Origin of the sequence: Burkholderia sp. WSM2230 (assembly GCF_000472445.1) — a bacterium.
Classification (GTDB): Bacteria; Pseudomonadota; Gammaproteobacteria; order Burkholderiales; family Burkholderiaceae; genus Paraburkholderia.
This window is the reverse complement of sequence record NZ_AXAJ01000002.1, coordinates 89600-108377: the sequence shown is the minus strand read 5'-3', so window position 1 is coordinate 108377 and position 18778 is coordinate 89600. Positions and strand designations below refer to the sequence as shown.

Sequence of the window (18778 nt, the reverse complement as noted above, 5' to 3'; positions counted from 1 at the left end):
GTTTCCCTCGACCACTTCGCGGTTACTCACGATTAACGCCAGGCCCAGCAGGGCGCAACGGGACCTTCATGGACATTCTTTTCATCGCCGATCCGCTCACGCAGTTCAAGATCTACAAAGACTCGACTTACGCGATGATGGCCGAGGCCGCGCGCCGCGGTCATACGCTCTACACGTGCGAGCCGAAGCATCTGGCGTGGACTGGCGGCGACGTCGAAGCCAACGTGCGGCGCTTTGCGATTACGGGCGACGTGACCGATCTGCATCGCGACGAATGGTATGCGGCGGAAACCGCGGCGCCGCGTCCGCTGAAGAGCTTTAGCGCCGTCGTGATGCGCAAGGACCCGCCGTTCGACATGGAATACGTGACGTCCACGTGGCTGCTGGAAATGGCCGAACGCGCGGGCGCACGCATTTTCAACAAGCCGCAGGCGATTCGTGACCATTCCGAAAAGTTGGCTATCGGCGAATTCGCGCAGTTCGTCGCACCTACTCTCGTGACGCGCGATCCGGCGCGCTTGAGGGCGTTCCACGAGCAGCACGGCGACGTGATCCTTAAGCCGCTCGACGGCATGGGCGGCATGGGTGTATTCCGCGTGAAGCCGGACGGCATGAATCTCGGCTCGATCGTCGAAATGCTGAGCCACGACGGTGCGCGCACGGTGATGGCGCAAAAGTTCATTCCCGAGATCAAGGACGGCGACAAGCGGATTCTGCTGATCGGCGGCGAGGCGGTGCCGTATTCGCTCGCCCGGATTCCGCAGGGCAACGAGGTGCGCGGCAATCTCGCCGCCGGCGGGCTGGGCGTCGCGCGTCCGCTCACCGCGCATGACCGCAAGATTGCGGACACGCTCGCACCGGTGCTGGCGGCGCGCGGGCTGCTGCTGGTCGGGCTCGATGCGATCGGCGATTGGCTCACGGAAGTGAACGTGACGAGCCCGACGTGCTTTCGCGAGATCATGGATCAGACGGGCTTCGACGTCGCCGCCATGTTCGTGGACGCGCTGGAGCGCGCGGCGGGTTGAGCGCGTGGCGAATCGGGCGGCTGTGCTTGAAAGCGGGCAGCGGCTCCCAAACTGAGTGACAGGAACAGCATGATGTCCGCTGCGGGCGGGACATCGGCGTGGGCCTGAAAACGGGCCTGCTACAATGCCCGCTCTCCGCATCGATTCCTGGCGGCGGGCTCCGCGCGGAGCCGCCGGCATGGACAGCGGAGTGTTGAACGGGCAGGTTGGACAGGCGCCGCTGCGGCGTTACGGTCGATCTCCTGCTTGTGAAGTGATGCAATTGCGGCCCTCATGGCCAACGGCCGGCCGAGGGCGCGAGCATTCCGGACAAGGTTCCGATCCACGTTTGTGGCCGTCTTTTTGCAGTAGGCTGACATGGCAGGCATTCTGATCATTGCGCACGCTCCGTTCGCCACCGCGTTGCGCGACTGTATTTCGCATATTTACGGCGGTTTGCCGGCTCGTATCGGAGTGATCGATGTATCGCCCGATTGCGATCCCGCACAAATGGTTTCTTTTGCGGAGTCGGAGATTGCGCGTCTGAAGGAAGAGAACGGCGCGCTCGTGCTCACCGACATGTTCGGCGCGACACCCGCGAATATCGCGGGGCGGCTTGCTTCGGTGCCTGACGTGCGCGTGCTCTGCGGCGTGAATTTGCCGATGCTCGTGCGCGCGGTCTGTTATCGTGCGACGCCGCTCGACACGCTGGTCGACAAGGCGCTCGCCGGTGCGACAAAGGGCGTCCATGCGATCGGCCCGGCCACGCCCGCGCCCGCCGAGGCCGCGGCTGTGGCAGCAGACTGTCTGCCGGCCTTGCCGCCCGACGCGGACCTCACGCAAAAGGGCGGGCCGGCGGGTCTCTAGTCGGCCGCTCGGCAAGCCGCAGCGCAGCTCTCGTTGCCCTTGCATCTCCAACCGCACTGCGCCTGATTTGCAGTTTCTTCTTTCACAACAACACTTACCCGCGCTTCGGACCATCACATGCTGCAACAGGAAACGACTATCGTGAACAAGCTGGGGCTGCACGCGCGCGCGTCGGCCAAATTGACGCAACTCGCGGGCAGTTACCAGTCCGAAATCTGGATGAGCCGTAATGGCCGCCGTATCAATGCGAAAAGCATCATGGGCGTGATGATGCTGGCTGCGGGAATCGGCAGTACGGTGCTGATCGAAACCGAAGGCGCCGACGAAAAAGAAGCCATGGACGCATTGTTGAAACTGATCGCTGATAAATTCGGCGAAGGTCAGTGAGCTTGCGAATCGACATGACGATGAATAAAGACGCCGCGGCCATCCGCGGCGTTTTTTTTTGCGGGCGACAATACGCATAGATCATGACGATGCGCCGACGCCAAAGCAGGTAATGCGTGTTTGCTGGCACACTCCCAGGCGGCATGGCCTGGCTACGCGCTTTCGTGCTGCGCTGCACACAGCATTCGCGCGCGTGCCGAAGGGCGCGGAATTTATAATGACGACGAGAGTCTGAGAGCATTGCAGCGGTTTGCCGCGGCATCACACAACTAGAGGAGGTGCGCGTGTCGTTCACGCTGCATGGAATTCCCGTGTCACGCGGTATTGCCATCGGGCGGGCTTATCTGATCGCCCCGGCTGCACTTGACGTAGACCACTATCTGATCGAACCCGCGCAGATCGAAAGCGAGGTCGAGCGCTTTCGCGCGGCCCAACAGCGCGTGCACGTAGAACTCGACGCATTGCGCGCGGACCTCGCCGCAGACGCGCCCAGTGAAATGGGCGCGTTCATCAACGTACATTCAATGATCCTGAACGATGCAATGCTCGTTCAGGAAACCATCGACCTGATTCGCACGCGCCGCTACAACGTCGAGTGGGCGCTCACCGAACAACTGGAACGGCTGTCGCGTCATTTCGACGATATCGAAGACGAGTATCTGCGCGAGCGTAAAGCCGACATCGAGCAAGTGGTGGAGCGCGTGCTGAAGGCGCTGGCGGGCGCCTCCGCGACGCTCGTGGACGGCGTGCACGGCGCCTGCGACGAGATGATCGTGGTGGCTCACGACATTGCGCCGGCCGACATGATGCAATTCAAGACGCAAACGTTCCAGGGCTTCGTCACGGATCTCGGCGGCCGCACTTCGCATACGGCTATCGTCGCGCGAAGCCTGGGTATTCCCGCCGCGGTCGGTGTGCAGCACGCGAGCGCATTGATTCGCCAGGACGACCTGATCATCGTCGACGGCGATCATGGCATCGTGATTGTCGATCCCGCGCCGATCGTCCTCGAGGAGTACTCGTACCGGCAAAGCGAAAAGGCTCTCGAGCAGCGCAAGCTGCAGCGCCTCAAGTTCTCACCCACGCAAACGCTGTGCGGCACGCGCATCGAGCTGTGCGCGAATATCGAGCTGCCGGACGACGCGCGCGCCGCGCTCGATGCCGGCGCGACCGGCGTCGGCCTGTTCCGCACCGAGTTCCTGTTCATGAATCACAAGGACCGGATGCCGGAAGAGGAGGAGCAGTTCGAAGCCTATCGGCGTGCAGTCGAGTTGATGAACGGCCTGCCCGTCACAATCCGCACGATCGACGTCGGCGCGGACAAGCCGCTCGATTCGATGAGCGGCGGCGACGGCTATGAGACGGCGCCGAATCCGGCGCTCGGGCTCAGGGCGATTCGCTGGAGCCTCTCCGAGCCGCAGATGTTCCTCACGCAACTGCGCGCGATTCTTCGCGCGTCGGCGTTCGGTTCGGTGAAAATTCTGGTGCCGATGCTCGCGCATGCGCAGGAAATCGATCAAACGCTCGACCTGATCCGCGAAGCCAAGCGTCAACTGGACGACGCCGGGATTGCCTACAACCCGAACGTGCAGATCGGCGCAATGATCGAGATTCCGGCGGCCGCGATTGCATTGCCGCTGTTCCTTAAACGGCTCGACTTTCTGTCGATCGGCACGAACGATCTGATCCAGTACACGCTTGCTATCGACCGTGCCGATAATTCTGTCGCGCATCTGTACGACCCGCTGCATCCGGCGGTGCTGCATCTGATCGCGTTCACGCTGCGCGAGGCGAAGCGCGCAGGCGTGCCGGTGTCCGTGTGCGGCGAGATGGCGGGCGATCCCACGTTGACGCGTCTCTTGCTCGGCATGGGTCTCACCGAGTTTTCGATGCATCCCAGCCAATTACTCGAGGTCAAGCAGGAAGTGTTGCGCTCGCATCTGAAGACGCTGGAGAAACCGGTGGCCGATGTGCTCGCATCGTTCGAACCTGAAGAAGTGCAGGCTGCGCTCAAGCGTGTCGCGCAAGCCTGATTCTGCGTGATGATGCCCGCTTGAACGACAAACGCCGCACTTGTGCGGCGTTTGTCGTTATGGGCTTTGCATGTGATCAGGCGCGGTGGCGTTCCTTGCAGATGGGGCAATCCGGCTGGCGGCCAATGCGCATGGTGGTCCACTCCATTCGCAGCGAATCCAGCATGGTCAGGCGGCCGCTGAGCGGCGTGCCGATCTGGCCGATGACCTTGAGCGCTTCAGCCGCCTGCATCGACCCGATGATGCCGACCGTGGGCGCGAACACGCCCATGGTCGAACACGCAACCTCCTCGAACGGCTGGTCTTCGGGAAACACACACGCGTAGCATGGCGATGCTTCGTCGCGGAAATCGAACGTGCTGATCTGGCCGTCGAAGCGCAACGCCGCGCCTGACACGAGCGGCACGCCGTGCTTCACACAGGCGCGATTGATCGCGTGGCGCGTGGCGAAATTGTCGGTGCAATCCAGCACGACCGTGGCGCCCGGCACTTCGCGATCGAGCCATGCGTCGTCGACGCGTTCCGCTACCGCGTTCACGCTCACTTCGGGATTGATTTGTGCAAGCGTGTCGCGACCGGACTCCACCTTCTTGCGTCCGACGGACGCGCTCACATGCAGGATTTGCCGCTGCAGATTGGTGAGATCGACTGTATCGGCATCCACCAGCGTCAAGCGTCCGACGCCCGCCGCCGCAAGGTACATCGCCGCGGGCGAACCCAGCCCGCCTGCGCCGACGATGATCGCGTGCGCCTCGATAAAGCGCTGCTGCGCCTCGATGCCGATTTCGTCGACGAGAATGTGGCGGGAATAGCGAAGGAGTTGATCGTCGTTCATGGCGGGGGCCGGCGTGTCTTCGCGGCGTAGGCCGCGAAGACACGCGAGGTGGTGCTGCTTGCGCTGCTTACTTGCCTTGCGTTGCCGGAGCGGAAGCCGGCGCCGTGTTCGACGCGCCCGGCACCGGTTGCGTGGGCTTCACGGCGACCGGCGCGGACGCCGACGTCGCCGGCTTGTTCTGCGCGAGACGACGCTCGGTGAGCGACTTCGACTCCTGCACCGGCTTGCCTTCCAGTTTATTCAAGGCTTGCGCGAGCATGTAGTCGTCGGCGGAACCGAATTCGACCGGCTTGCGTTCGCGATCTTTCTGACGCTGCTCCGGCGTTTTCTTGTCGTTCTGCTCTTCGAGCTGACGCAGCTGATCCATGCGATCCTGCTCGCGCTTTTCGGCTTCCTTCTTCTCGTTCGGATCTTGCGTATTGGCAAGGTGGTTCGAGTAGTCGACCTCGCGCGTGACGAGTGCGTCGTCCGGATCGCCTTCCGCGTATTGGTCCACCGCGATGTCAGGACGGATGCCCTTGTTCTGGATGGAACGGCCGCTCGGCGTGTAGTAGTACGCCGTGGTCAGGCGCAGCGCGGTGTCGGCAGTCATGGGGCGCACAGTTTGCACGGAGCCCTTGCCGAACGTGGTTTTGCCGACGATCAACGCGCGATGCTGATCCTGCAGCGCGCCCGCGACGATTTCCGATGCCGACGCGGAATACGCGTTGGTCAGCACGACCATCGGCACCGTCTTGAAGATCGGCGCTTCGTCTTTCAGCGGGTCGGTGTCGAAAGATTGCAGACGGTAGTTGTCGTAGGTGTCGCGATAGACCTGCTTCGAGTCTGGAATCTGCCCGTTGGTGGACACGACAACCGAATTCGGCGGCAGGAACGCGCCGGCCACGCCGACCGCGCTTTGCAGCAGACCGCCGCCGTTGTTGCGCAGATCGAGCACGAGGCCCTTCAGATTGGGTTGCTGACGCGCGATGTCCTGCAGTCTGGCGGCCAGGTCAGGCGTGGTGCGCTCCTGGAAGCTCGTGATACGCACATAGGCGTAACCCGGCGCGAGAATCTTCATCTTGACCGACTGCACCTTGATGACTGCGCGCGTCACGGTGAGCGGGAACGTACGGTCGTCGGTCTTACGGAAGATGGTGAGCGTGACCTTGGTGCCCGGCTCGCCGCGCATCTGCTTGACCGCCTGGTCGAGCGTCATGCCGCGCACGGGCTTGTCGTTGATGCGCGTGATCAGGTCGCCCGGACGGATACCGGCGCGGAATGCGGGCGTGTCTTCAATTGGCGAGATCACCTTGATCAGGCCGTCTTCCGACGAAATTTCAATGCCGAGGCCTGCGAAGCGGCCCTTGGTCTGCTCCTGCAGCTCCTCGTAATCCGTCTTGTCGAGGTAGGACGAATGCGGGTCGAGGCTCGACACCATACCTTTGATGGCGGCGGTGAGGAGCTTTTTATCGTCGACAGGTTCGACGTACTCGTGCTTGATCTGCCCGAACACTTCGGCAAAGAGCCTGAGCTGGTCCAGCGGCAACGGCGTGGCCGCGCTGGCGGGTTGCTGCGCCGAGGCCGAGAGTTGCAGGGTGGCAAATACACCGGTAGCAAGGCCCGCGGCGATCAGGCCGATATTTTTCAGGTTCTTTCGCATAGAGTCTGTTGCGGTCGGAAGCGCGTGGCAGCGTCAAGAGATGGGGACGGACAAGTATAACTGCACACCCGCCAACACAGGGCGCGGCGCAGGCAATCGTGATTCGACAGCGGCAAGCGTGCCGGGTTCGGCGGAACGTGCGTCCCGCGGCGAAGTAATCTGCGGTAACGGCGGGCGGCGGGAAGAATGGCGCGTTCCGGGGAAGCGGGTGTGCCGACCGGTAGGTGTTGCCGGGCGGCGCTCCGGCTGGGTCGGTGCTAGCGGCATGAGCGACCCGACGTGACCCGAGCGGAGCCGACCCGCGCCAACCCGCGCCGACCCGAGCCGACACAACGCATTTGACGCCACCCGCCGCGTTTGCGCCGAGGTTCGCTGCCACCTTCTTTAACAAAGATGCGCGGGAATGCGAAACAACGACGAACAAGCGGCGACTCAACATCGAACAAGCGGCGACTCCAACGTCGAACAAGCGACGACTCCAACGACGAACAACCGGCGACTCCAACGACGAACAACCGGCGACTCCAGCGACGGACAGGCCGACGGGCGGAGCGCCTGCCGGAGCGACGGCAGGCCGATATGACCCGCACCCGCCCGGCAGCGCGCAGTGCGCCCCGCGGGATCAGCCCGCCTTACCTTGCTTGGCGACGGCGGCCTGGGCCTTCGCGATGGCTTCCTGATCGCCCAGGTAGTAGTGCTTGATGGGCTTCAGATCCTCGTCCAGTTCATAGACGAGCGGCACGCCGTTAGGAATGTTGAGCCCGACGATGTCGTCGTCCGAAATGTTGTCCAGGTACTTCACCAGCGCGCGGATCGAGTTGCCGTGTGCGGCGATCACCACCTTGCGACCCGACTTGATGGCCGGCGCGATCGACTCGTTCCACAGCGGCAGCACGCGCGCGACCGTATCTTTCAGGCACTCGGTGAGCGGCAACTGTTCGCGCGGCACCTTCGCGTAGCGCGGATCGTCGTAGGGCGCGCGCTCGTCGGTCGGCTCGAGCGCCGGCGGCGGCGTATCGTAGCTGCGGCGCCAGACGAGCACCTGTTCGTCGCCGAATTTAGCCGCCGTTTCTGCCTTGTTGAGGCCCGACAGCGCGCCGTAATGGCGCTCGTTCAGACGCCACGAATGGACGACCGGAATGTACATCTGGTCCATCTGGTCCTGCACGTGCCACAGCGTGCGAATCGCGCGCCTGAGCACCGAGGTGTACGCGATGTCGAACGTGTAGCCGGATTCCTTCAGCAGCACACCCGCCTGCTGTGCTTCGCGGTTGCCCTGCTCGGTCAGGTCGACGTCGACCCAGCCCGTGAAGCGGTTTTCCTTGTTCCAGGTCGATTCGCCGTGGCGGATGAGAACGAGTTTGTACATAAGATTGCCGGTCGGTAGTAAGGAAGCGGTAAAGCGCTGCGAAGCGCCCGCCGGGGAGCGCCGCCATCGCGTCAGACGGTTATTTTATAATGGCCGGATTGCCCTTTTCGATTTCTCTCTTTTTCGGCGGATTTTCCGTGAAGTTTTTCACTGATTACACAAACCTTGTCCTGATCGCGATCGTCCTCATCTCCGGTGGGTTGCTGCTGTGGCCGAGCCTCAGCCGGCGTGGCCGCGGCGGCCTGTCGGCGGCCGAAGCCACGCAGCTGATCAACCGGCGCAATGCGGCTGTTATCGACCTGCGTCCGTCGGCCGACTTCGCCAAGGGGCATTTGCCCGCGGCGCGGCACCTCGAATTCGCCGAGTTGCAAGCAAAGGTCGCGCAACTGGTGAAGAATAAGAACAACCCTGTGCTGCTGGTGTGCCAGACCGGCCAGCAGTCGAACAAGGCAGCGCGTATCGTGCAGGACGCGGGATATGCGGAAGTCCACGTTCTGGAAGGCGGCGTCGACGCCTGGCAGAAAGCCGGCATGCCGGTTGTGAAACAAGGAGTAGCCAAGTGAACAAAGTGATCATGTACAGCACGCAGGTGTGCCCGTATTGCCAGATGGCCGAACGTCTTTTAAAGTCGCGCGGCGTCGAGAATATCGAAAAAGTACTGATCGACAAGGACCCGGCCCGTCGTGAGGAAATGATGACCAGGACCGGTCGTCGCACGGTGCCGCAGGTGTTCATCGGCGAGAAGCATGTCGGCGGGTACGACGACCTTTCCGCGCTGGATCGCGCGGGCGGTCTGACGCCTCTGCTCGAAGCCGCCTGAATGCGCGCGCGTTTGCGCGCGTGTATTGGCGGGTGAGGCACAAGACGGCGCATCGTCGCTCCGTTGAAGGAGCGGGCGGCGCGCCGCAACTATCTGGCGGGCCATGGAACTCATGGGCCGCCGCTTCGCATATCTATCAGGGAATCACACAATCATGTCCGACGAGAATAACCAGCCGTTCTTCAACATCCAGCGCATCTATCTGAAGGACATGTCGCTCGAGCAACCCAATTCGCCGGCCATTTTCCTCGAGCAGGACATGCCGTCGGTCGAAGTGGAAGTCGACGTGAAGGCTGAGCGCCTCGCGGAGAGCGTGTTCGAAGTCCTCGTGACCGGCACGGTGACGGCCAAGGTGTCGGATAAGGTCGCGTTCCTGATCGAAGCGAAGCAAGCCGGCATTTTCGACATCCGCAACATTCCCGCTGAGCAGATCGATCCGCTCGTCGGCATTGCGTGTCCGACCATCCTGTTCCCGTACCTGCGCTCGAACATCGCAGACGCGATCACGCGCGCCGGCTTCCCGCCGATCCACCTCGCCGAAATCAACTTCCAGGCGCTCTACGAGCAACGCCTCGCGCAGATGGGCGGCCAGGACGGCGCGGCGCAGAACGGCGTCACGCATTAAGTGTCGCAGGCAGTGCCGGCCATGAAGGTTGCTGTTCTCGGAGCCGGCGCATGGGGCACAGCCCTCGCCGGCCATCTGGCCGTTCGGCACGACACCGTGTTGTGGGCGCGCGAGCCCGCGCTCGTCGCCGAACTGTCCACTTCTCACGAAAACGCCCGCTACCTGGCGGGCGTTGCTTTGCCCGCGGCGCTTCGCTATGAAGCAGACCTTAACGCGGCGCTCGAGCACGCGCTCGCCGACGATGCATTGTGCGTCGTCGCCACGCCGGTGGCCGGACTGCGCAGTCTCATCCAGTCAATGCGCGATGCCGGCAAAGTGCCGGCGCATGTCGTGTGGCTGTGCAAGGGTTTCGAAGCGGACTCGCAGTTGTTGCCGCATCAGGTGGTTGCGGCGGAGCTGCCGCAGCACGGCAGCAATGGCGTGCTGTCGGGTCCGAGCTTTGCGCGCGAAGTCGGGCAGGGCTTGCCGGTGGCGTTGACTATCGCCAGTGCTTCGGCGGCGTGCCGCGAGCGCACGGTGGCCGCATTCCATCACGGCGCGATGCGCATCTATACCGGCGATGACGTTGTCGGCGTGGAAGTGGGCGGCGCGGTGAAGAACGTGCTGGCTATCGCGACGGGTATCGCGGACGGTCTCGGTCTCGGCCTGAACGCGCGCGCGGCGTTGATCACACGCGGCCTCGCCGAAATGTCGCGTCTGGGCGTGACGCTGGGCGGACGTGCTGAGACGTTCACCGGTTTGACCGGCCTCGGCGATCTGATTCTGACCGCGACGGGCGACCTGTCGCGCAACCGCACGGTCGGCGTCCAGCTCGCCGCGGGCCGTTCGCTCGCCGATATTCTGGGCGGGCTCGGCCACGTGGCCGAAGGCGTGCGCTGCGCGCAGGCGGTGCTGGCTATCGCGCGCGCTCATTCAATCGACATGCCGATCACGCAAGCGGTCTGTGCCGTGCTGTTCGACGGCGTGGCGCCTCGCGACGCCGTCAGCGCCCTGCTGCGGCGCGATTCCAAGGCCGAGTAAGTCCGGCCGCCTCCGTTAATCGAGTCGTTTCAATCAGCCGTTCGGCGCGTAAAACGCTGAACGGCTGCCGGCGCTGGCTGTCCATTGTGTATCGACGCTTCGGATCAGCGAGGTTCACATGCTCAGTATCGATCGTTGCACGCTGGAAGCACGCGTTGCCGACATTACGACGCTTGATGTGGATGCCATCGTCAACGCGGCCAATAGTTCGTTGCTGGGCGGCGGCGGTGTGGACGGTGCGATTCACCGCGCGGCCGGCAAGGAGTTGCTGCGCGAATGTGAAATGCTTGGCGGCTGCGCGACCGGCGACGCCAAGCTCACGCGCGGCCACCGTCTGCCCGCGCGCTATGTGATTCACGCGGTGGGCCCCGTGTGGCGGGGCGGCACGCACGGCGAGCCCGACTTGCTGGCTTCGTGCTATCAGCGCTCGCTGGAAGTGGCGCGCGAGGCGAATTGCGCGAGCATTGCGTTCCCCGCGATTAGTTGCGGCATCTACCGTTTTCCCGCCGATCAGGCGGTTCGCATTGCGGTCGAAACGGTGCTCGAAAATCTGCCGCGCATGCCGCAACTGGAAAGCGTGATCTTCGCCTGTTTCGATCATGCGATGTTCGAGCGCTACGAGGCGGAATTGAAAAGCCGTCAGGCGCCGCCTTCAAAGCCGGTCTGACGCCACGCCTCGAACACCACGATTGCAACGGTGTTCGACAGATTGAGGCTGCGGTTGCCCGGTCTCATGGGCAGACGCACGCGCTGCTCGCCGGCGAACTGGTCGAGCACCGAGTCGGGCAAGCCGCGCGTTTCGGCGCCGAACACGAACCAGTCGCCCGGCTCGAACGCGTGCTCGTGAAAGCGGCCCGAGCCGCGCGTGGTGAACGCGAACATGCGCGACGGATTGGGCGACTCTTTTGCGATGAACGCGGCCCAATCCGCGTGCACATTCATTTGCGCGTACTCGTGATAGTCAAGGCCGGCGCGGCGCAGTTTGGCGTCGTCGAGCGGAAAGCCGAGCGGCTCGATCAGATGCAGACGCGCACCTGTGTTCGCGCACAGGCGGATAACGTTGCCGGTGTTCGGCGGGATTTCCGGTTCGACGAGAACGACATTGAACATATGGTGACCAGGTAGAGACTAGTTTTTCGGTGTGCGGAGCGCGACGAAGTTCGTGACCCGCCGGGCGCCGGCCGCCTTCAAAGTGCGAGCCAGCGCTTCGAGCGTGGCGCCGGTCGTCATCACGTCGTCGACGATGCCGACGTGCAGCCCTTGGACGCTTCGCGTGAGCCGGAACGCGCGGCCCACGTTGAGCCGGCGCGCATCGAGGTCGAGCCGCGACTGCGGCGCCGTGTCGATTACCCGGCACAGCAGTGTTGCGTCTGCCGGCACCCGCAGCTGGCGAGCCAGCGGTCTGGCAATCTGCCAGGCCTGGTTGTAGCCGCGCTCGATCAGGCGCCGCCTGGCAAGCGGCACCGGCGCGATTACATCTGGACAGTCCGACGGATCTTGCCAGGCATCTTGCGCGAGACGCGCGAGGCGCCGCGCAAACTCCCCCGCAAGCATGAGCCGCGCGCGAAACTTCAGGCTCACCGCTAGCGCGTCGAGCGGTGCACGGTAGTCGGCGAGCGCGAAAGTGGCATCGAACGGCGGCTTTTCGGTGCTGCAGTCCCCGCAACGATAAGACGCACGGCGCCCTCTAAACGTGACAGGCAATGGAACCGCGCATACGCCGCATCGCAAGGCGCCGTCATTCCAATAGGATTCGTCGCAAAAGGCGCACAGCGGGCTATGCGACATATTGCCGCACAAAGCGCATGCGTTCGGCAATATCGCCTGCATTGCATGCGGCCACGCCCATGCGAGGCCGCTCGCGAATCGCGCGAAGCGGCTTCGTGAAAACCAGGAAGCGTCTCGGAATGACATGCGTTGACGGCCGCAACGGCCTGTTGCGCTGAATCGGAGGAAGCGAACGAGTATACTTCGGGCTCTACGCCAGTACGACACCCATGTCCCCAACGCATCCTCAATCTGGCCGTCCGGTCTACGACTCCCGGCGCCTGCGGCAGATTTTCGACCGCCGTGCAGCGAATTTCGACGACGTCGCCTTCCTGCCGCGCGAAATCGCGCAGCGCATGCGCGAGCGTCTCGATTACATCAAGGTCGCGCCGGCGAGCGTGCTCGACGCGGGTTGCGGCGCAGGCGAAGACATCCCTGCATTGCGCGAGCGCTTTCCAGAAGCGCCGGTATTCGGCATGGACCTGTCGCGCGGCATGCTCGCGCGCGCGCTGCACCACGATTCCGGCGATACCAGCTGGCGGCGCTTCTTGCCCGCTGCGCTTGGCAAAGCGCTGGGCGCACGCGGTCCGCGCTTCGCGCAAGCCGACTTTGCCGCACTGCCTTTCGCGGCGGGCGCGTTCGACTTCATCTGGTCCAACCTCGCACTCCACTGGCACTCGCGGCCCGACCTCATATTTCCGGAGTGGCAGCGAGTGCTGAAGGTGAGCGGCCTGCTCATGTTCAGCACGCTCGGTCCCGACACGCTGAAGGAGTTGCGCGGCGCCTACGCCGAAGTCGAAGCGGCGCATGGCGTGGGCTCGCGCAAGCACGTGATCGACTTTGTCGACATGCATGATCTTGGCGACATGCTGGTCGAAAGCGGTTTCGAAATTCCCGTGATGGACCAGGAAACCATCACAATCACCTATAAGTCCCCCGAGTCGCTGCTTGCGGATGTGCGCCGTTGGGGCGCGTATCCGTTCGAGCGCGAAGCCTCTGCGGGTGCGGCGGCACGCCGGTTGCACAGGGCGTTGCTGGCGGCGCTCGAAGCGCGCCGGCGCGCCGACGGCACGATCGCGCTGACCTTCGAGGTGATCTACGGACACGCATGGAAAGCAGTGCCGCGCACGACGGCGGAAGGGCATGGCATCGTGCGGATAGAAGACATTGGACGAGGTTCGTCAAGGAATCGCTGAAACGGTAAAGAGGGCATCTGTTATGTCTGAAATTACCGTTTCCAGACACGTGCAAAAGGTGCGGCAAAACGGCGCGGAGGCTTGTCGCGCCTGGCTTGTGAGGCAGGCGGGGCTTGCTTGTGGATGCTATGGATCGCGCCTATAATGCGTCAGTTTGTCGCCCGGAGTTCCCACATTTGGGGCGGCAGGCCCGAGGCAAACGGCCGCAAGACGAGTTGGCGCGGTAGGGCTCAGGCGGCCGGAACACGAGGCTCTGCTCGGGCGATCGCAGGCGGCCTTTGGGACGATCGGCGGGAGGCAGCGATGGAAGCATCTGATCTGCTGGCGGATTCAGAACCGGTCCTCAAGGACTGGACGATGAAACGCAACTGTTCCATGTCGCCGCGGCAGTTCATATGTTTCTACGTGTCGCTTGCGTTGTTCTCGTTGGCAATTGCTTTCATGCTGGTTCTGGTCGGCGCCTGGCTGGTGTTGCCGTTCACCGGTATCGAATTGCTGGCGGTGGGCGTCGCGTTCGCCATATATGCGCGTCATGCTGTCGATTACGAACGCATCCGGCTGTTTCCGAACCGGCTCGTGATCGAACAGGTGAGCGCCGAGCAGGTCACGCAGTTCGAGTTCAATCCGCGCTGGGTGCGGATCGAGGCTGGCGCAACACCGCGAGATCAGATCAGGCTGGTTTCGCGCGGCGAGACTGTCCTGATCGGGCAGCACCTCGCGCAGCACCGGCGCGCGCAGTTCGCCGGCGAATTGCGGATGTGGCTCGCGCACTGTTAGACGCGCGCAGACATGCGCGGTTCGGGGCAGCGGATGAACGGGGTCAGCGGGCCAGCGGGGTCGAGGGTTTGAATGGAAATTTTGGGTAAGGAAGCTATGAAAACAATCAAGCGAGCGCTCATGGGCGTGCTGGCGATGAGCGGACTGCTTTTCGCCGGTGCCGCCCTGGCAGTGGGCGATGTTCCGGGCGGCCCCGCCGTCAACGAGATCAATCTCCAGCCGCCTGCGACGAGAATCGCTGAGGAGCTCTACAGCCTCCACACGTTGATGCTGATTTTGTGCACGGTGATTTTCGTCGGCGTGTTCGCTGTGATGTTCTATTCGATCTTCGCTCACCGCAAATCGAAAGGACACAAGGCTTCGAATTTCCACGAAAGCACCACCGTCGAAATCATCTGGACGATCGTGCCGTTCATCATCGTCGTGTTGATGGCGCTGCCCGCCACCAGGACGGTCGTCGCGATGAAGGACACGACCAACGCCGACGTCACCATCAAGGTCACCGGCTACCAGTGGAAGTGGGGCTACGACTACGTGAAGGGTCCGGGCGAGGGCATCAGCTTCCTGTCCACGCTGGCCACGCCGCGTGCGCAAACCGACGGCCGTCAACCGATTTCCACTACGTACCTGCAGGAAGTCGACAATCCGCTCGTCGTGCCGGTCGGCAAGAAAATTCGCATCATCACCACCGCGAACGACGTGGTTCACTCCTGGTACGTGCCGGCCTTCGGCGTGAAGCAGGACGCGATTCCGGGCTTCGTGCGCGACACGTGGTTCAAGGCTGAGAAGGTGGGCACGTTCCGCGGCTTCTGTACTGAACTCTGCGGCAAGGAACACGCGTTCATGCCGGTTGTGGTCGAGGTGCTCTCCACCGACGACTACGCGAAGTGGGTCGACGCGCAGAAGAAGAAAATGGCCGCGGGTCAGGACGATCCGAACAAGACTTATACGATGGCCGAGTTGATGGAGCGCGGCGGCAAGGTCTACGCGGCGAACTGCGCGGTCTGCCATCAGCCGACGGGCAAGGGCGCAGGCGCGTTCCCCGCGCTTGACGGCAGCAAGGTCGCCAACGGCGCGATCGCCGAGCATGTGAGCATCGTGCTGAAGGGCAAGAACGCGATGCCTTCGTGGGCGCCTACGCTGAACGACGTCGAAATCGCTTCGGTCGTCACGTTCGAGCGCAACTCGTGGGGCAACCACACAGGCGACATTCTCCAGCCGAAGCAGGTCGCGGACGCACGTAACGGCAAACTGCCCGAAGGCGGCAACCATCTGGCCGACGCAGGCGCGGCGGCAAGCGGCGCCGCAGCGGCCTCGGGCGCTGCGGCTTCGGAAGCATCGGGCGCGCAGCCCGCTGCGGCAGGCTCGGAAAGCGCGGGTGCATCGCAAGCCGCGCTGCCGGCAAGCGTCTACTTCGAAACCGGCAAGAGCACGCTGCCCGCAGACGCGAAAGCGGCGGTCGAGGCAGCCGCGGCGTATGCGAAGGCGCATCCGGATGCGAAGTTCTCGCTGTCGGGCTTCACCGACGCCACCGGCTCGGCCGAGACCAACGCGAAGCTCGCAAAGAGCCGCGCGGAAGCCGTGCGCGACGCGTTGAAAGCAGCCGGCATCGCCGAAGACCATATTATTTTGAAGAAGCCGGAAACGATCACGGGCGGCAGCGACGCAAAAGAAGCTCGCCGTGTTCAGATCAGCGCGGCTGCCAGCCCGGCTGCCTGACGTGTCACGGTCAGCACCGCAGTATTCGCTTTAGGAGATTGTCATGTCTAGCATCGGACACGATGTAGTCGCGGGCCACGAGCACGTGCACGGCGACCATGCCCACGAAACGCCGCACGGCTGGCGTCGTTGGCTGTTCGCAACCAACCACAAGGACATCGGTACGCTGTACCTGATCTTCTCGTTCACCATGTTCCTTTCCGGGGGCGTGATGGCGCTGATGATCCGTGCCGAGCTGTTCGAGCCGGGCCTGCAGATCATGCGCCCCGAGTTCTTCAACCAGTTGACCACCATGCACGGCCTCATCATGGTGTTCGGCGCGATCATGCCGGCGTTCGTCGGCTTCGCGAACTGGATGGTGCCGCTGCAGATCGGCGCATCGGACATGGCTTTCGCCCGTATGAACAACTTCAGCTTCTGGCTTCTGCCGGTGGCGGCTGTTCTGCTGGTCGGTTCGTTCTTCTCGCCTGGCGGCGCGACCGCCGCGGGCTGGACGCTCTACGCGCCGCTCTCCACGCAGATGGGCCCGGGCATGGACTTCGCGATTTTCGCAGTCCACCTGATGGGTGCCTCGTCGATCATGGGCGGGATCAACATCGTCGTGACGATTTTGAACATGCGCGCGCCGGGCCTCACGCTCATGAAGATGCCGATGTTCGTCTGGACCTGGCTGATCACCGCGTACCTGCTGATTGCCGTGATGCCGGTTCTGGCAGGCGCGATCACCATGGTGCTGTTCGATCGTCACTTCGGCACGTCGTTCTTTAACGCGGCGGGCGGCGGCGACCCGGTCATGTACCAGCATATCTTCTGGTTCTTCGGGCACCCCGAGGTGTACATCATGATCTTGCCGGCGTTCGGGATCGTGTCGCAGGTGATTCCGGCGTTCTCGCGCAAGCCGCTGTTCGGTTATAGCTCGATGGTGTACGCAACGTCGTCGATTGCGATTCTGTCGTTCATGGTCTGGGCGCACCACATGTTCGCAACGGGCATGCCGGTGACGGGCCAGCTGTTCTTCATGTACGCGACCATGCTGATCGCGGTGCCGACGGGCGTGAAGGTGTTCAACTGGGTCGCGACGATGTGGCGCGGTTCGCTTTCGTTCGAAACGCCGATGCTGTTCGCGGTGGGCTTCCTGATCGTGTTCACGTTCGGCGGGCTGTCGGGCCTGATGCTCGCCATGGCGCCGCTCGACATCCAGTACCACGGTACCTACTTCGTGGTGGCGCATTTCCACTATGTGCTGGTAGCGGGGTCGCTCTTCGCGCTCTTCGCCGGCTGGTATTACTGGGCGCCGAAGTGGACCGGCTGGATGTACAACGAAACGCGCGGCAAGATCCACTTCTGGGCGTCGCTGTTCTTCTTCAACCTCGCGTTCCTGCCGATGCACTTCGTGGGCCTTGCGGGTATGCCGCGTCGTTACGCCGACTACCCGGCGCAGTTCACGGACTGGAACCAGGTGATCTCGATCGGCGCGTTTGGCTTTGGTCTCGCTCAGGTCTACTTCCTGTTCGCGGTTGCGCTGCCCGCTTATCGCGGCGGCGGCGATCACGAAAAGGCCGGCGACAAGCCGTGGGACGGCGCAACGGGCCTCGAATGGACCGTGCCGAGCCCGGCTCCGTTCCACACGTTCGAAAACCCGCCGACCGTCGAGTAATCGGCGTGGGGCGAAGTACCCGGTTCCACAGCGGCGGTCTTGCCGCTTAGGAACCGGGCAGCAGCGGCAAGGGCAGTGATAAAGCAGTAGCCGTAGCAGTAGCCGCCGCGGCAATCGTTGCAGTAACCGCGGCGGTAACCGCGGCGGTAACAGTTGCGGTAACAGTTGCGGTGATGGTCGCCGTAACCAGCGCAGCACCAGTCACCGTAACAAGCGCAGTAAAACGGTATTCAGAAACGTGAGCATGACGCGCAATCCACAGGAAAGACGTACGCCGGAGCAGATTCGCGCGAGCAACAGGCGGTTAGGTCTCGTGCTGCTTGCCATCGCAGCGGTTTTTTTCGCCGCTGTCATCGTCAATCAGGGCTGGTTTTCCTGACCAAAACGGGTAAGCCTCGTTTGCAGGTTTGTTGAGGATTGAGATGTCGACGCAGCCGCCGGCTCAGGCCGATCGCTCTTTTAACCGTTCGATGCTGATCAAGCTGTTCGTCGTCGCGTTGATGATGTTCGGTTTTGGATTTGCGCTGGTGCCGATGTACCGCGCGATCTGTCAGATCACCGGTATCAACAACCTCGTGCAGCGCGATGCGACGGCGCGCGAGGCAAAGAATACGCAGGTCGACATGAGCCGCACGATTTCGATCGAATTCGATGCGAACGCGCGCGGCCCGCTGGGTTTCAAGCCGGAGCAGCACAGTCTGGACGTGCATCCGGGCGAAGTGATGACGGTCATGTACGAGGTGAGCAACGAACAGGCGCGCACAATTCAGGCGCAAGCCATTCCGAGCTATGCGCCGAAGCAGGCGACCGAGTACTTCAAGAAGATTGAGTGTTTCTGCTTTACGCAGCAGACGTTGAAGGCGAACGAGACGAAGCGCATGCCGGTTGTGTTCGTCGTCGATCCGAAGCTGCCGAGGGATGTGAAAACGATCACGTTGTCGTACACGTTCTTCGAGTTGAACACGCCGGCAACGGCAAAGGTCGGAAGCGCGGCGCTCCCGGCCGAGACGGCGGCAACGTCCGCCAATCCCGCCTGACGGCCAAAGCCCGGGCGAAGGAA

At 63.0% G+C, this 18778-nt stretch carries 20 protein-coding genes; 15 read left to right on the top strand and 5 right to left on the bottom strand.

Going from position 1 to position 18778, the window contains the following annotated elements; genetic code table 11:
• The first annotated feature begins 68 nt into the window (after window positions 1-68).
• The 4 genes from gshB to ptsP all read left to right on the top strand — a co-directional run bounded on the left by gshB (window position 69) and on the right by ptsP (window position 4291).
• Window positions 69-1025 (top strand): glutathione synthase, encoded by a 957-nt coding sequence (gshB, locus tag A3AC_RS0105980; protein ID WP_025597883.1) that lies wholly within the window; start codon window positions 69-71, stop codon window positions 1023-1025.
• A gap of 357 nt (window positions 1026-1382) precedes the next feature.
• Entirely contained in the window at window positions 1383-1871 is a 489-nt protein-coding gene (locus A3AC_RS0105975) for a PTS sugar transporter subunit IIA (RefSeq protein ID WP_025597882.1), read from the top strand.
• Between the two features lie 117 nt (window positions 1872-1988).
• Window positions 1989-2258, top strand: coding sequence for an HPr family phosphocarrier protein (locus tag A3AC_RS0105970; RefSeq protein ID WP_025597881.1), 270 nt, complete (start codon window positions 1989-1991; stop codon window positions 2256-2258).
• 284 nt (window positions 2259-2542) lie between these two features.
• The gene (gene ptsP / locus A3AC_RS0105965) at window positions 2543-4291 is read left to right on the top strand and encodes a phosphoenolpyruvate--protein phosphotransferase (protein ID WP_025597880.1); all 1749 of its coding nucleotides are present in this window, start codon (window positions 2543-2545) and stop codon (window positions 4289-4291) included.
• Between the two features lie 76 nt (window positions 4292-4367).
• Here the strand turns inward: ptsP and A3AC_RS0105960 are convergent, their stop codons facing one another.
• From A3AC_RS0105960 to gpmA, 3 genes are all read right to left on the bottom strand, one after another.
• Window positions 4368-5126 carry a HesA/MoeB/ThiF family protein gene (locus tag A3AC_RS0105960; RefSeq protein ID WP_025597879.1) on the bottom strand — a complete coding sequence of 253 codons (759 nt, stop codon included), beginning with the start codon at window positions 5124-5126 and terminating at the stop codon, window positions 4368-4370.
• Window positions 5127-5193: 67 nt separating this feature from the next.
• The gene (locus A3AC_RS0105955; protein WP_025597878.1) at window positions 5194-6768 is read right to left on the bottom strand and encodes a S41 family peptidase; all 1575 of its coding nucleotides are present in this window, start codon (window positions 6766-6768) and stop codon (window positions 5194-5196) included.
• 622 nt (window positions 6769-7390) lie between these two features.
• The gene (gpmA, locus tag A3AC_RS0105950) at window positions 7391-8137 is read right to left on the bottom strand and encodes a 2,3-diphosphoglycerate-dependent phosphoglycerate mutase (protein ID WP_025597877.1); all 747 of its coding nucleotides are present in this window, start codon (window positions 8135-8137) and stop codon (window positions 7391-7393) included.
• 137 nt (window positions 8138-8274) lie between these two features.
• Between gpmA and A3AC_RS0105945 the strand changes: the two genes are divergently transcribed.
• The 5 genes from A3AC_RS0105945 (at window position 8275) to A3AC_RS0105925 (ending at window position 11269) form a co-directional block, all read left to right on the top strand.
• A complete protein-coding gene (locus A3AC_RS0105945; RefSeq protein ID WP_025597876.1) occupies window positions 8275-8700 on the top strand; it encodes a rhodanese-like domain-containing protein in 426 nt (141 codons plus the stop codon).
• Window positions 8697-8957 carry a glutaredoxin 3 gene (gene grxC, locus A3AC_RS0105940; protein ID WP_006048078.1) on the top strand — a complete coding sequence of 87 codons (261 nt, stop codon included), beginning with the start codon at window positions 8697-8699 and terminating at the stop codon, window positions 8955-8957. The genes A3AC_RS0105945 and grxC overlap by 4 nt, the downstream gene beginning before the upstream one ends.
• Window positions 8958-9111: 154 nt before the next feature.
• On the top strand, window positions 9112-9582 hold the full coding sequence (gene secB / locus A3AC_RS0105935; protein ID WP_025597875.1) for a protein-export chaperone SecB: 471 nt from the start codon (window positions 9112-9114) through the stop codon (window positions 9580-9582).
• A gap of 21 nt (window positions 9583-9603) precedes the next feature.
• Window positions 9604-10602 (top strand): NAD(P)H-dependent glycerol-3-phosphate dehydrogenase, encoded by a 999-nt coding sequence (locus A3AC_RS0105930; protein WP_025597874.1) that lies wholly within the window; start codon window positions 9604-9606, stop codon window positions 10600-10602.
• Window positions 10603-10720: 118 nt separating this feature from the next.
• Window positions 10721-11269, top strand: coding sequence for an O-acetyl-ADP-ribose deacetylase (locus A3AC_RS0105925; protein WP_025597873.1), 549 nt, complete (start codon window positions 10721-10723; stop codon window positions 11267-11269).
• Here the strand turns inward: A3AC_RS0105925 and trmL are convergent.
• Window positions 11242-11712, bottom strand: coding sequence for a tRNA (uridine(34)/cytosine(34)/5-carboxymethylaminomethyluridine(34)-2'-O)-methyltransferase TrmL (gene trmL, locus A3AC_RS0105920; RefSeq protein ID WP_025597872.1), 471 nt, complete (start codon window positions 11710-11712; stop codon window positions 11242-11244). The genes A3AC_RS0105925 and trmL overlap by 28 nt on opposite strands.
• Window positions 11713-11730: 18 nt before the next feature.
• On the bottom strand, window positions 11731-12516 hold the full coding sequence (locus A3AC_RS0105915) for a ComF family protein (RefSeq protein ID WP_025597871.1): 786 nt from the start codon (window positions 12514-12516) through the stop codon (window positions 11731-11733).
• 83 nt (window positions 12517-12599) lie between these two features.
• On the opposite strand from A3AC_RS0105915, the gene A3AC_RS0105910 reads away from it, so the two are divergent.
• From A3AC_RS0105910 to A3AC_RS0105885, 6 genes are all read left to right on the top strand, one after another.
• Entirely contained in the window at window positions 12600-13565 is a 966-nt protein-coding gene (locus tag A3AC_RS0105910; protein ID WP_025597870.1) for a methyltransferase domain-containing protein, read from the top strand.
• Window positions 13566-13868: 303 nt separating this feature from the next.
• Complete coding sequence (locus A3AC_RS0105905; protein WP_025597869.1) at window positions 13869-14342, top strand: DUF2244 domain-containing protein; 474 nt, start codon at window positions 13869-13871, stop codon at window positions 14340-14342.
• Window positions 14343-14414: 72 nt separating this feature from the next.
• Window positions 14415-16061, top strand: a complete 1647-nt coding sequence (gene coxB / locus A3AC_RS0105900) for a cytochrome c oxidase subunit II (RefSeq protein WP_025597868.1) — start codon at window positions 14415-14417, stop codon at window positions 16059-16061.
• A 43-nt stretch (window positions 16062-16104) separates the two neighbouring features.
• Window positions 16105-17718 carry a cytochrome c oxidase subunit I gene (ctaD, locus tag A3AC_RS0105895; protein WP_025597867.1) on the top strand — a complete coding sequence of 538 codons (1614 nt, stop codon included), beginning with the start codon at window positions 16105-16107 and terminating at the stop codon, window positions 17716-17718.
• 244 nt (window positions 17719-17962) lie between these two features.
• Window positions 17963-18097, top strand: a complete 135-nt coding sequence (locus A3AC_RS30915) for a cytochrome oxidase small assembly protein (protein WP_015001523.1) — start codon at window positions 17963-17965, stop codon at window positions 18095-18097.
• Between the two features lie 43 nt (window positions 18098-18140).
• Window positions 18141-18755 carry a cytochrome c oxidase assembly protein gene (locus A3AC_RS0105885; protein WP_025597866.1) on the top strand — a complete coding sequence of 205 codons (615 nt, stop codon included), beginning with the start codon at window positions 18141-18143 and terminating at the stop codon, window positions 18753-18755.
• The last annotated feature ends 23 nt before the right edge of the window (window positions 18756-18778 follow it).